Raw genomic sequence first — 12151 nt, 5'->3', positions numbered from 1 at the left:
ACTTGTCGGACAAATGCGGTTGCCCAGCCTTTGCTCTACGCGCCAATGCTGTTTATTTCGTGACAACAATTGGCCTTTTCAAGATTAAGGCCAGCGGGGAACTTTTCCGGTGGATCATCCTAACGTAACGGAATTACAGCCATCAAGTGAATAGTGATGCCGCATTACGCGGCATATCGCCCGCCGCTCAGCGCAACGCATGACGAACCGGCCGCGCCGGAGGCGTTCCCATGACCGGCGCATGGCGCAACGCGTGGCGCGGCGCTTTCTGCACACGCGGATTGAGACGCTCCGCGTACCCCAGCACGGCGCCCGCGATCAGCCAGGTCACCGGCGTCAGTGTCGCGTTGAGCAGCATGTCGACCAATGTGACCCCCAGGATCAGCGAGACCGCACCGATGTAGGGCGATATCTCTGCATCGCTGCGCCCCCACGCCCCGCGCGCCGTGAGCACCAACGGCAGCGCGAGCAACCCGAACTCCGCGAGGTAGCCAAGCCAGCCGAATGTGCCGAAAACAATGATCCAGCGCCCGTCCGGAATCGATATGATCCTGCCATCCTCGGGGTCGCGGATCAGGCTTCTGCCCCAACCGCTCCAGCCAAAAGCAGGCTTTTCCGCCGCCCGTGCAAGCAGTTGCGTCTCGTTGTCGAAACGGTACTCAAGCGATTGCGCCCGCGCGGGATTGATCTGTTCGACCTGCGTGATGATCGCGTCCGTGGGGATCGCGCCCAGATTGCGCAGCATCGGATAGGTCACTGCCAAAAGCGCAAAGGCCGTCGCAAGCATGATCTGCCAGCGACGCGGAGCGAAAAAGACGACCGGCAGCAAGGCAAAACCATAGGCAATCGACGCGGCACTTTTGCACAGCACGAGAAAACCCAGCAAATAAAGCGTCCACAGCACAGCTTTCCAACGGTGTTGCACCGGCTGGGCCCGCGCAAGGGCGGCCGCCGCCAGAACCGCTGTGCAAACGAACAAGGCAAGCCAGAGGCCGTGTGGCAGGAACATGATGGGCCGATACCCGCCCGCGCGCATCGTCTGCTCAAAGCTGTGCTGGAAAAAGCCGTAGACCCAGATGTTCATCTGCGGCGATACTTGGATTTCGACCAGCGAAGGGATCGAATAGACAATCGCGCCGACGGTCAGCGCCAGCAGGATTTCGCGCAGTCCTTCGTCGCTGCCGAGAAATTGCCGTGCAAGCAGGAAAGGCACGATCGTCAGCATTTGCGCGATGAGCACCGATCCGATATCGCGGATCGATTGACCGGGCAGCGCATCGACGATGAACATGATCGGCTCGGCTTCGCGCAACACCTGAAACAGGATCGGCTCGCGGTTCGTAAGCACCGTCGGAATCGCACAGAGCACCAGGCCCACGACCAACAACCGCACGATCCGGCTTTCGGGCCAGAGGCGCAGTTTGTATCTCGTCCCGAAAATCAGGATCGCCAGCACGCTAAGATTGGGGATCGACACCTTATCGAGGCCGGGCACCAGCGGCAGATTGAACTCCGCCAGCGGTGGCAGCACCAGATATCCACCGAGTATTGACCAGATCAGTGCCCGCTCGACCTTGAGCGTGCGGAACAACACAAGGCAGACCGCAGGCCAGATCAGCAGCATGAGATAGGCAATCGCGTTGGGCATCGGCTTCCTTCGGGAGAGGCGATATACAGAAATACACTCTAGGCAGCCTGCTGTCACCACGGTAGATTCCTGCCAATACGCATGAGAAAATTAGAACCCTGCCTCAAGATAATGAAATTCCACTGTATTCTTATTCCCCGCCACCCTGCTCCCACGCATGATCTGTGGCCAATGCGCAAGACAGAACCATGAAATTTGGCAAGGGACAGTCCGAAGTCGAGATCAATATCGCCTCGCGTGCGGCATTGTTTCAGGCGGTGAAAGACCGCTTCGCGCAAAACCGCGGATTCGCGCTGGCGACGCTGAACCTCGATCATCTGGTCAAACTGCCGGACGATCCGGCATTCACCGCCGCCTACCGTGCCCATGATCTGGTCGTGGCGGACGGGCGTCCCGTCGGCTGGCTCGCACGGCTTGCGGATCAACGGCTCGATGTCTTGCCGGGTTCGGATCTTGTGCTGCCGCTAGCGGATCTTGCCGCACAGTCGGGGGTATCGGTCGCGCTTGTCGGCAGCTCGGACGCGGCGCTGGCCGGGGCCAAGGTAGCAATGCAGGCCCGTGTGCCGAACCTCGACATCGTATTGTGCCACTCGCCCGCCTACGGCTTCGATCCGCACGGCGGCGAGGCCGCCGCAATTTGTGACAAGCTCGCCGAAAGCGGCGCCCGGCTGTGCTTTCTCGCGCTCGGTGCGCCGAAACAGGAATTGTTTGCGGCTTACGCGCGCGCGCAATGCCCCGCTGTCGGCTTCGCCTCGATCGGCGCGGGCTTGGATTTCCTGTCGGGTCATCAGGTCCGCGCGCCGAAAATCATGCGGCTTCTGGCGTTGGAATGGCTGTGGCGCGCGGCACAAAGCCCGCGCCGCATGGTCCCGCGTTATGCAAAATGTTTCGCCGTGCTGCCCCGGCTGACTGTACAGGCGCTGCGCCAGCGATGATCATTTGTACTCGATCAGCCTGATGCGCCCACCCCGCAGGCGCCGCCAGTAATAGCCCAGCGCGCCAAACGCCTCCGCGAATTTACCCAGCACGGTAAAGAACGCCCATGCGATTCCGCCGCGCCGCGCAAGGCGCGCCACCTGCACAGGATAGATCAGCCAGACCCAGACGCCGACAATCATTGAGGCCGGTATCAGCAGCGCGGGCAAGACTGCCCCCCACAGCAAGGCGCGCCGCGTCTGCGCCACCCAATGCCGCTCGGGTGCGGCCCCGTGCAGCGCGGCACCTTCGGCAAAGGCATGACCCGCGCGCATGCTGCGCCGCCACCATTGCGGAAACCGCGTGATTTGCGCGTCGTGGGCTGTCATCTCCGCGTCCAGCCGCCAGATGTGCCAGCCCGCCCGTCGCAGACGGACGCACAGCTCCGGTTCCTCCCCCGCGATCAGATCGTCGCGGTAGCCGCCGACACTGCGCACCGCATCGACGCGCATCAAAGCGTCGCCACCGCAGGCCAGCGTTTGGCCCACCGGCGTATCCCACTCCGCATCGATCAAAGCGTTGTAGACCGAGGCCTGCGGATGCATTTCGCGCCGACGTCCGCACACAACGGCAGTATCCGGATGCGCTGCCAGATGCGCGCGGGCCGCTTCCACCCAGCCCTTCTGCATCACACAATCGCCATCCAGAAACTGCACGAATTCTGCCGCGTCCGGCAAGGCGGCAAGCCCCGCGTTGCGCGCGCGCGCGGCAGTGAATGGGCGCTGCATGTCGAGGGTGACGACCCGCGCTCCGCGCGCCTGCGCCGCAGCCACCGACCCGTCCGTAGAGCCACTGTCGACATAGATCACAGGTGCTACCTCTTCGAGCGCGTCGAGACAGGCAATCAGCCGCGCGCCTTCGTTGCGCCCGATGACGATTGCCGCGACGCTCATCCGCGCGGTTCTTCCAGATCGGCGCGGTAGGCATCGGATACCTGCAAAAACCCTGCCGCATACAAAGGCCCGATCCCCGACCAGAGCTGCGCGCCGTCGCTGAAAAGGCTCACATCCGGTTGCGCGTTCATCACCGCGAGACGTGCCCGATCCTCGCCGTGGGCGAGAGCGCCGGACCCTGCGCTGGCACCATCTCGCGCAGCGGTGTTGCCGGCAAATTTATAGTGCCGTATCACCCCCTGCACATCCGATACCCGCACGCCTGACGACAGATGCGGGTGTGGTGCGGGCGTGACCGAAGGACCATTGAATATCAGAGGATGTTTGGTCAGGCAGCAGTCTTCGTTGAAAACCCTCTTTCGGACACCCCCGAACTTGAATACCGCAGCTGTGGGCGCATGATTGTCGCGCAGCAGCGCGGAAAATTCGATGGTATCGGAATGGTAGGGCAAGCTTTCGATGCTGCGCACGTCATAAAAACGGAATCTTGCAAGCGCCTCTTCGAACGTCAAATCGCGGGTTTCCCGCAAGGGTACATCGGGAAACATCTCCACCATTTGCGCCAGCATCCCCGTATCCCCGCGCTTTTCGAGATAGTGCACGAGCGCCCGCACCCCATGCGCCTTCCGTCCCTCGAAATCGAACTGTTCGTCCATATCGACGTAGAGACACCAGCGGTTCCGCCCGTAGGTTTGCGCCGGATGCGATCGCAACAGATCCTCGTATTGTGGCAGCGGCAGGCAGGCCTGATCGACGACGACACCCGGTTCGGTTTTGAGCCGGTCCAGCGTAGCGTCTTGCGATCCATTGTCGATAAACGCGAAATGCGAGATCCCCATCGCGCGATAGTATTCGAGAAAAGCGTCCAGATAATAGGCGCCGTCGCGCACCAGCACGATGGCCAGCACGGCACCCTCAGGCACCGCGAAACCTTTGTGGCCGTGCACCTGAACCAATGCCCGCGCAAAGCGCCGCCGTCGCGCACTTTCCGCCAGTCTTCGTCGGATCGCGGTAACAAGGGAAAAAGAGTGCATCATTACCGGTGCATACGCGAGCACCGACCGACGGTCTATACTCCAGCGGAGCGTGCCGCCCGGAAACCTATCTCAAACCGCCACAGATCCATGGGTATCAGACTTTGCGCCCCTCGCGCCCGGAGGGCGGCGTGCCGCTGTTGGCGCTTTCCCGCAGGTCGGGCGAATAGAAGGTTTGGCAGGCGCGCCCTTTATGTTTGGAAGCGTACAGGGCGATATCCGCGTGCTCCAGAACCAGCTCGCGGGTGATGGCCGAGCTTGCCTGCATCCAGACCGTCCCAATGCTTGCGGAGATCGTGCAATCAGTACCGTTGAAGGGGATCGGCACCTCAATCCGGTCGATGATCCTTTGCCCCACCCGTTCCAACACGTCGATGTTGCGCACGTCGGGCAGGATCACGGTGAATTCATCTCCGCCCACCCGTGCAACTGTATCGGACGCCCGGGTTTCCTCGACCATGGCGCGGGCGACCACCTGCAACACGTGGTCGCCTGCGGCGTGCCCCAGCGTATCATTGACCGTCTTGAAGTAGTCGAGGTCGATGTGCATTACTGCGAAAGCCGCTCCAGACGTGATCATTCGCTCCAGTGTCTGGTCCAGCGCACGCCTGTTGCCCAGACCTGTCAACGTATCGGTAAAGGCCTGCACCTCGGCGGCAATCTTTGCGCCCTGAAGACGCAGGTTCAACTTGCGCGAGGCTTCCATCGCCGCCGACTTCGCTTCGACCAGATACAGCATTTCGATGGCCAGATCCGTGGCCGCGAAATCGGCGTTCGTCAGAGCATAATCGCTGACGGCCTGGAGGATGGAAATGCCGAACGAAAGATTGACGATTGCCCCTCCCTGCGCGTCGGCAACCATCACCCCCTTGAGCTGTGCCGGCGGCGCGCCAACCATGCTGAGGTGCAGCTTGATGTCCCTAGCCTTCCACAGGTTGTCTATTGTGAGGATACCGCGCGGACGCGAGACGCGAAACACGTCGAGAAAGGCGCGCCCTTCTAGTGGATCGTCGGGCCGCAGCTTTTGTATGGTCGGACCCGCGCCGATGATGAGGCCGCGCGCGTCGATACGCAGGTGCATCGGGCACAGCACGTCCAGAACATCGCGGTTGGGCATCGTTCGGGCCACAACTCCCATCATGAGGCCCATGCGCCAAGATTGAAGGAGCGACCGTCGGCGTAGTCCCGTTCGATAAGTTGAATACTCACGGTTTCGCGGCCCCCTGTGTGTCCGGCGTGATCCAGCATCGCCAGCGCCCCGTAATCGTCCGCCATGACCCGCAGGACCCCCATCATCAGATACCCGAAATCCGAAAGCGGGCTGTCGCAAATGAGACTGTAGCGCCCTTCATCGTGTTCGTGCAGCTCGATCGCGGGCAAGTGCAGGTCTGACACCGCCATTCGCGCACGGTCGGGCATATCGTCCAATGAATGCAGGAAATCTTCGAAATTCATGCCACCGAACCGCAAAAGGCGCCGGACCGCTTCGGTATTGGGATGCGATACCAGATAGGTACCGATGTCCTCCATCACCTCGGACCGCGGTCGGTTCAGAACCGCGCCCATCGCGTCCAGCACTGCGGGTGCGAGCGTATCGTTATAACTGAGCATCGCCTCGAAATCGGGATGGTCCGGCACCGCCTGCGCCACCGCCTGCAGCCATGCAGTGCGACCGTAGCTGTCGGTCATGTAGTTCTGGATACTGCGGAGAATGAGCCCATGCATGTCTGCCTCTTGCGATCTGCTTGGTGCCCAGTGATGTCCCAGTCGCATTAACAGGCGGCTAATTACTTTGGATTTCTGTCGGATTGGTTAAAAATCTCTTGGCGCGCCGCCTTCGAACTTACGCCGTGCCACGAACACGGCAAGCGCCTTGCGGATCGCATCGTGCATCCGAGGCGGCTCGAAACTGGCGACGATCTTATTGGCCAAGTGGTGCGCGCGTTCCCGGGGCCAGATCCCGCAGGCCGCCTCCCAGCCTTCATAATTCATCCGATCGCTGAGGGACGGACGGCAGAATGCTGTCTTTTAACGGTCTTGGGTGTACTGGATGCCGAAGAAGTGACCATAGATGCTGACAGGTTTGACCGCGTCGAGTGCGGTTTCGTCCGGACCGGTCGCGCAGATGGGTGGATCCATATGCCCTTGAATCTGCTGCAATGTCTCACGACCCATAAGGAACTACTCCGGAAGGGCGATCTGCCCTCCCTCAAGCCAGCCTGCCGGTGATCCTGTGGTCGGCATCCCGGGGCAGCGGCGCAAACTCGGGCGGGGCGCTGGCGATGTACTCCATCACCATCTCCCGGTTCATCCGGACATTTTCGTGGTTGATCGTGCAGCCAAGCTCGCGCAGCTTTGCCGGCGTCTCATGGTTAGGACCTCAACCCCGATCTCTCGGAGAATACCCAAGGCATCATCGTGGTTCGCGGCAACCCCTTCGGGGGTTAGCGGCTCCGTTTTGAGGTCGATATTGACGGGCGGGGTCAACGGCACCTGCGCGCCCGCTCGCGGCGTTTGGAATCTGTGGTTACTGCGGGTCTCATCACCCTTGCCGCAATGTCCGAAACAGGTGCGCGCGAGCTCACTGATCGCAACGTATCTGGTCGGTTTTTTTGGCTCAGCCGATTGCTAGCGCGTCGAGCCAGGCCGGGATTTCGCCAATATCGGCGAGAACGGTGTTTGCCAACGGGCTGAGTTCCTCGGCAGTTGCCGCCCCGGTGAGGACAGCAACCGTGCGCATACCAGCCGCGCGGCCCGCGTTCAGATCGTGAGTGCTGTCGCCGACCATCACAACCTGTGAAGGTGCCGCACCGATGGCCTGTGCGAAGGCCAAAAGCTGTCCCGGCGCGGGTTTGCCCCCATAGCCGCTGTCGTACCCGGCGATGAAATCGAAAAAGCGCGTGATCCCGGCGCTGGCTAGATGCGCGCGAGTGGGGCCCGCGCTGTCGTTCGTTGCCACGCCAAGCCGCAGACCCCGGTCGCGCAGATCAGAAAGCAGCGGCACCAGCGGCACCGCCGGAACCTGCGGCGCCCTGGTCGCCTCTTCGTCGATCATATCGAGCACCTGCGCGGAAGAAAGATCCGATAGTACGGGAAACAATGCGCGCGCCACCTCTTGCGCCGTGCCCGCGATCACGATGCTGTCGCGGCTGAATCGCTGCCTTGCAAGGTCAAACCCGATGGCCGCGGCGATCTGCTCTGGTTCGGCACTATCGCCTTGCGCCACACGCGCGATGAACGTCGCGGCCCAAACCTCCCAGGTGGCGGCGAAGTCGAACAACGTGCCGTCCTTGTCGAAACACAGGCCCTTGATCTGCGCGGTCACGTCCAATTGATCTGCTCCCCGCCTGGCAGCGCGGCGCGGGCTTGTTGCATCTGATCATAGGCAATCCCCAACGCGTCACAGCAGGCGATGACCCAGGCATCATCCATCAGGATAAAGTCAAGCACACCACCCAGAAACGCCGGATCATCCGCGGCGGCCCGCAGATCTGCCTCGCTGGCCCCTGTCGCCCCCAAAAAAACCGGAAGCATCTCATCGTTGCCAACAAGCCAGCCCAACGCCTGCAGGGCGGTCGTTTCGGCGGTATTTCGGGTCAGGCTCATGGAAGCGGCCTTTCGTTTAAGAGTTCTTCAACGCTTTGTTAACCAATCACTCATAAAACTAAAGCCAGAACTAACGGCCAGTGCAGGAAAGGATCGTACGTGCAGGGAAAAATCCTCGTCATCGACGCCGTTTCGACCAACCGTATCGTGCTCAAGGTGAAACTGGGGGCTGCGTTCTACGAGGTGTTGCAAGCGGCGAGCATCGGCGATGCCGCAAAAGTTCTGGCAAGCGAACTTCCCGATCTGATAATCAGCGCGGTCTCCCTGCCGGATGGGACTGCTGCTGACCTGTGCGCCGCTTTGCGGACGCGACCGGACACCGCGAACATTCCGGTCCTCGCGATTGGCCAGGCCACCGAAGCGGCGACGCGCTTTGCGACACTGGCCGCTGGCGCGTTCGATGTCATGGATCGCCCCCTTGACGATCTGCTTTTGCTCGGACGGGTGCGCGGGATGATCCGTTCGCACAACGCTTTGGAAGAATGGCGGATGCGTGACGAGACACCCTGCCCGGAAGGGATGGCCGAGCCGGTAGCGGATTTTGCGCCGCCCGGTCGGATCACGCTTGTCGGTGACGACCCTACCCAGTTACGCGGGTGGGCCAAAAACCTCACGCCACACCTGCGCGGCAAATTCGCACTGACCCTGCTCAAAGACGCCATGGCCAACCTCCACGCGGGTTCCCCTGCCGATGTGGTCGTTCTGTCCCTGCCCACAGCCCCCAAAGAGGCGGAAGTGTTCTTGCGGCTGATATCCACGCTGCGCGCATCTGCGCAAACCCGCCAGATCGGTTTGTTGGTCATTCAGCAGACGCCCGATCCTCTATGGGCGACTCAGGCGCTTGATCTGGGTGCGGATGATTTAATGCTCGGCGGTTTCGACGCACCCGAACTGGCGTTGCGGCTCAGGGTTCTGCTGCGCCGCAAGCGCCAGATCGAACGGATGCACCAAAGCGTACGCACAGGTCTGCGAGACGCGATAAACGACCCCCTGACGGGATTGTACAACCGGCGTTATGCGATGCCACACCTCGAAAACGTCGTCGCCCGCGCTGCCACGACGCACCGGCCCTATGCGGCAATCATCGCCGACATGGACCATTTCAAGCGGATCAACGACCTGTACGGCCACGCTGCGGGCGATGCCGTTCTTGTCGAGGCGGCGCGCAGGTTGCGTGGTGCCGTGCGCAGTGTCGATATGGTTGCCCGTCTGGGTGGAGAGGAATTTCTGATCGTGATGCCCGGCACGGATCTGGAGACGGCGCAATCCAACGCTCGGACACTCTGCAAGACAATCGGCGATACACCGTTCGCCATTCCCGGTGTCGATCGCCCCGTTGGCATCACCGTCAGCATCGGTCTCGCACTGGGCGGATGCAGCGCAACCGCGTCCCGTGCAGGACCGCAACACGGGCGCACGGAAACGGTTCAGAACCTGCTTTGCCGTGCGGACAAGGCGCTGTATGCCGCGAAGACGAAAGGCCGAAACCGTTTCGATCTGAGCCAGCCTGAAAAACGACCGGCTGCCTGATACAGGCCCACGACGCCCGAACCGCACGCCGCTGATCCGGTCGCGCGGCCGGATCCCCCCGCCTTTTCCGAACCGGTCCAAGTACCGCGGCTCCGGCCCGCTTCCGCAGCGAGGCCGCTGCCAACTTCGGATCCAGCTTTCGTTGACCATACAGGCGATCGCACGTGCCAAGACCGCAACACATCAGGCATGCTTTCCGGACCGCCGGTCAATGGCTGTCCAGTGTGCCTTATAAACATCTCGACCGCGATTCGCGCCACCCCGCGAACCTTGAGACAAATCGCCACCTTTTCATCCCCGTTGAATTTCTCCATGTAGGGGCAAGACCAGCCAATCAGGAAACCATGATGCGCGATACAGCTGTCACCGCCCAGAACGAGACGTCGCAGCCCGAAGAGCGCATGCGCCTGCCAGCCATGCTGCGCGGGTGGCGTGGTCGGTGTCCCAACTGCGGCGCGGGTCCCTTGTTGTTCGGCTATCTCAAAGTGCATGATCACTGCACCGTTTGCGAACAGGAGTTGCACCACCACCGTGCCGACGATGGCCCTGCCTATCTGACGATTCTGCTGGTCGGGCATCTGATGGCACCGCTGTTGCACGTCGTCTTTGTGACATGGCGGCCGGAGCCGATTGTACTGTTCACGATTTTTGCTGTTGGCACCGTTGGTTTGTCGCTCTACCTTTTGCCAAGATTGAAAGGTGCCCTAATCGGGTTCCAATGGGCCAGGGAGATGGGCGGTTTCGCCCGTGTCGGATAGGTCCGCCATAGCGAGAGGCCCCCTCATGACCATCGATAAAAGCGCTGTCCGAAACGCGGCAACCGTCATCGTGATCCGCGACAGAATGGACGCTCCCTCCATCCTGATGGGTCAGCGCGGCGCCAAGGCTGCATTCATGCCAAACAAATTCGTCTTTCCGGGCGGCGCTGTTGACAAAGATGATGCGAACATCCCGCTTGCCTCGATGCTGACCGACGTCTGCGCTGCACGCATCGCGGAAGACACCGATCCCGCTCTCACCAGTGCGATCCCAGTCGCCGCCATTCGCGAATTGTGGGAGGAAACCGGCCTGGTCCTGGGGTTGCCCGGTCAATGGCCCGACGCGGTGCCTGATGATTGGAAGACCTTTGCGCAAACGGGGCACCTGCCCCATGCCGCCCCTTTGCAGTTCGTCTTTCGCGCTCTGACCCCGCCCGGGCGCCCACGCCGGTTCGACGCGCGTTTCTTCCTCGTCGACGTAGAGGATATTGCCAGCGACCCCGACAATTTCGACGCCGCTTGCGACGAGCTTTCTCACCTGCAATGGGTGCCGCTGAGCGAAGCCCGCAAATTCGATATGCCGTTCATTACCGAGGTCGTATTGGCCGAGGTCGAGGCCCGTGCGAAGGATTTCGAGCCGCCCGTTTCGGTACCTTTCTTTCGCAACGATGATGAAGAAAGTCGTTTTCTGCGACTGACGGGACATCACGACAAGTACGCGGAAAAAGGTTAGATCACCAGGATCAGGAGCACGATAGAGGCCACAAGGACCGCCATCCCCAGTGCCTCGCGCGCTGTAATGCGTTCGCGGAAAAACAAGGTGGCCGCGAGCACACTCAGGATGAGTTCGACCTGACCCAGCGCCTTGACGTAGGCCGCATTCTGCAGTGTGAAGGCGATGAACCAGCACAATGAGCCACCCATCGACGTCAGGCCGATCCAGAGCGCGACGCGACGCGCGGCCCAGACCCGCGCGATCTCTCCCGGCTGACGCAGCCGAAGCCAGACAACCATCAACGCCGTCTGCATTCCGACCACAGCCGCCAGTGTCACGCCCGCGCGCAACAACGGATCTTCGGTCGCAAGTGTCAGCGATGCGCCCCTGTAGCTCACTGCGGAAAACGCAAAAAGGATGCCGGACGCGATTCCCAGAACTGCCGCGGGTTTGCTGAGATCACGCAGGCTAAATCCGCGCGCGTCTTCGTCCCCCGACAAAAGCAGCAATCCAATCAACCCAAGCGCGATCGCGCCGAAACCCTGCCAGCTTACGGCTTCGCCCAAAAGCACAAAACCGACCAGAACCGTCTGAATCACCTCGGTTTTCTTGAAGGTGATCCCAACAGCAAAGTTTCGCTGCTTGAACAAAGCCACGACACAGACCGTCGCAAGAATCTGTGTGGCCGCGCCAAGCAGACCAAAGCCCCAGAACCGCACGCTCAGCGCCGGAATTGCAGCATCGGTCACACGAAGATAAAGTACGAGCAACAGCGCGATGAACGGCGCCGAATAGATAAAACGTGAAAACGTCGCGCCCGCCGCGCTCAACGTACTGGTCGCCAGCACTTTTTGCAGCATGAAGCGTACCGTTTGAAACGCGGCGGCGGCAAGCGTGACGAGAATCCAAAGATCGGGCTGAGGCGATGTCATGGGGTTTCACATGCCCGATTGTGCGCGGCACAACCAGTGTTCTTTTGAAAGCCTGCCCCT

The 12151-nt window shown here is 61.3% G+C and carries 12 protein-coding genes and 2 pseudogenes; 4 read left to right on the top strand and 10 right to left on the bottom strand.

Annotated features, from left to right (window positions below; all coding sequences use genetic code 11):
* Positions 1–187: 187 nt before the first annotated feature.
* Complete coding sequence (locus Q1A06_RS00680; RefSeq protein WP_299557647.1) at positions 188–1648, bottom strand: hypothetical protein; 1461 nt, start codon at positions 1646–1648, stop codon at positions 188–190.
* Positions 1649–1836: 188 nt separating this feature from the next.
* Between Q1A06_RS00680 and Q1A06_RS00675 the strand changes: the two genes are divergently transcribed.
* The gene (locus Q1A06_RS00675) at positions 1837–2583 is read left to right on the top strand and encodes a WecB/TagA/CpsF family glycosyltransferase (protein ID WP_299557645.1); all 747 of its coding nucleotides are present in this window, start codon (positions 1837–1839) and stop codon (positions 2581–2583) included.
* Here Q1A06_RS00675 and Q1A06_RS00670 read toward each other — a convergent pair whose 3' ends face one another.
* The 8 genes and pseudogenes from Q1A06_RS00670 to Q1A06_RS00640 form a co-directional block, all read right to left on the bottom strand.
* Positions 2584–3516, bottom strand: a complete 933-nt coding sequence (locus Q1A06_RS00670) for a glycosyltransferase (protein WP_299557643.1) — start codon at positions 3514–3516, stop codon at positions 2584–2586. It lies immediately after the preceding gene.
* Positions 3513–4553, bottom strand: coding sequence for a glycosyltransferase family 2 protein (locus Q1A06_RS00665; protein WP_299557641.1), 1041 nt, complete (start codon positions 4551–4553; stop codon positions 3513–3515). The genes Q1A06_RS00670 and Q1A06_RS00665 overlap by 4 nt, the downstream gene beginning before the upstream one ends.
* Before the next feature lie 94 nt (positions 4554–4647).
* On the bottom strand, positions 4648–5691 hold the full coding sequence (locus Q1A06_RS00660) for a GGDEF domain-containing protein (RefSeq protein ID WP_299557639.1): 1044 nt from the start codon (positions 5689–5691) through the stop codon (positions 4648–4650).
* Positions 5688–6275, bottom strand: a complete 588-nt coding sequence (locus Q1A06_RS00655; RefSeq protein WP_299557637.1) for a heme NO-binding domain-containing protein — start codon at positions 6273–6275, stop codon at positions 5688–5690. The genes Q1A06_RS00660 and Q1A06_RS00655 overlap by 4 nt, the downstream gene beginning before the upstream one ends.
* A gap of 87 nt (positions 6276–6362) precedes the next feature.
* Positions 6363–6773, bottom strand: a pseudogene (locus tag Q1A06_RS00650) (trimethylamine methyltransferase family protein); the annotation flags it as partial.
* Positions 6760–6906: pseudogene (locus tag Q1A06_RS20990) on the bottom strand (trimethylamine methyltransferase family protein); the annotation flags it as partial. The pseudogenes Q1A06_RS20990 and Q1A06_RS00650, both read right to left, overlap by 14 nt.
* Positions 6907–7167: 261 nt before the next feature.
* Positions 7168–7875, bottom strand: coding sequence for an HAD family hydrolase (locus Q1A06_RS00645; protein WP_366523486.1), 708 nt, complete (start codon positions 7873–7875; stop codon positions 7168–7170).
* Positions 7872–8156: a DUF3572 domain-containing protein gene (locus tag Q1A06_RS00640; RefSeq protein WP_299557633.1), complete on the bottom strand. Its 285-nt coding sequence runs from the start codon at positions 8154–8156 to the stop codon at positions 7872–7874. Before Q1A06_RS00640 ends, Q1A06_RS00645 begins: the two co-directional genes overlap by 4 nt.
* Positions 8157–8255: 99 nt before the next feature.
* Here Q1A06_RS00640 and Q1A06_RS00635 point away from each other — a divergent pair, with 99 nt between their 5' ends.
* From Q1A06_RS00635 to Q1A06_RS00625, 3 genes are all read left to right on the top strand, one after another.
* Complete coding sequence (locus Q1A06_RS00635) at positions 8256–9686, top strand: diguanylate cyclase (protein WP_299557631.1); 1431 nt, start codon at positions 8256–8258, stop codon at positions 9684–9686.
* A gap of 401 nt (positions 9687–10087) precedes the next feature.
* Positions 10088–10444, top strand: coding sequence for a DUF983 domain-containing protein (locus tag Q1A06_RS00630; RefSeq protein ID WP_299558839.1), 357 nt, complete (start codon positions 10088–10090; stop codon positions 10442–10444).
* Between the two features lie 25 nt (positions 10445–10469).
* Positions 10470–11177, top strand: a complete 708-nt coding sequence (locus Q1A06_RS00625; protein WP_299557629.1) for an NUDIX hydrolase — start codon at positions 10470–10472, stop codon at positions 11175–11177.
* Here the strand turns inward: Q1A06_RS00625 and Q1A06_RS00620 are convergent.
* A complete protein-coding gene (locus Q1A06_RS00620) occupies positions 11174–12091 on the bottom strand; it encodes a DMT family transporter (RefSeq protein ID WP_299557627.1) in 918 nt (305 codons plus the stop codon). The genes Q1A06_RS00625 and Q1A06_RS00620 overlap by 4 nt on opposite strands.
* Positions 12092–12151: the final 60 nt, after the last annotated feature.

This window comes from uncultured Sulfitobacter sp., assembly GCF_947497275.1.
Classification (GTDB): Bacteria; Pseudomonadota; Alphaproteobacteria; order Rhodobacterales; family Rhodobacteraceae; genus Sulfitobacter.
Note: the sequence above shows the minus strand (reverse complement) of the source record. Positions and strands in the feature narration are given on the sequence as shown.

Bases quoted from the DNA above. Each gene is read 5' to 3' on its own strand.
- Q1A06_RS00680 (WP_299557647.1), bottom strand. From the start codon at position 1,648: ATGCCCAACGCGATTGCCTATCTCATGCTGCTGATCTGGCCTGCGGTC.
- Q1A06_RS00675 (WP_299557645.1), top strand. From the start codon at position 1,837: ATGAAATTTGGCAAGGGACAGTCCGAAGTCGAGATCAATATCGCCTCG.
- Q1A06_RS00670 (WP_299557643.1), bottom strand. From the start codon at position 3,516: ATGAGCGTCGCGGCAATCGTCATCGGGCGCAACGAAGGCGCGCGGCTG.
- Q1A06_RS00665 (WP_299557641.1), bottom strand. From the start codon at position 4,553: ATGATGCACTCTTTTTCCCTTGTTACCGCGATCCGACGAAGACTGGCG.
- Q1A06_RS00660 (WP_299557639.1), bottom strand. From the start codon at position 5,691: ATGATGGGAGTTGTGGCCCGAACGATGCCCAACCGCGATGTTCTGGAC.
- Q1A06_RS00655 (WP_299557637.1), bottom strand. From the start codon at position 6,275: ATGCATGGGCTCATTCTCCGCAGTATCCAGAACTACATGACCGACAGC.
- Q1A06_RS00640 (WP_299557633.1), bottom strand. From the start codon at position 8,156: ATGAGCCTGACCCGAAATACCGCCGAAACGACCGCCCTGCAGGCGTTG.
- Q1A06_RS00630 (WP_299558839.1), top strand. From the start codon at position 10,088: ATGCGCCTGCCAGCCATGCTGCGCGGGTGGCGTGGTCGGTGTCCCAAC.
- Q1A06_RS00625 (WP_299557629.1), top strand. From the start codon at position 10,470: ATGACCATCGATAAAAGCGCTGTCCGAAACGCGGCAACCGTCATCGTG.
- Q1A06_RS00620 (WP_299557627.1), bottom strand. From the start codon at position 12,091: ATGACATCGCCTCAGCCCGATCTTTGGATTCTCGTCACGCTTGCCGCC.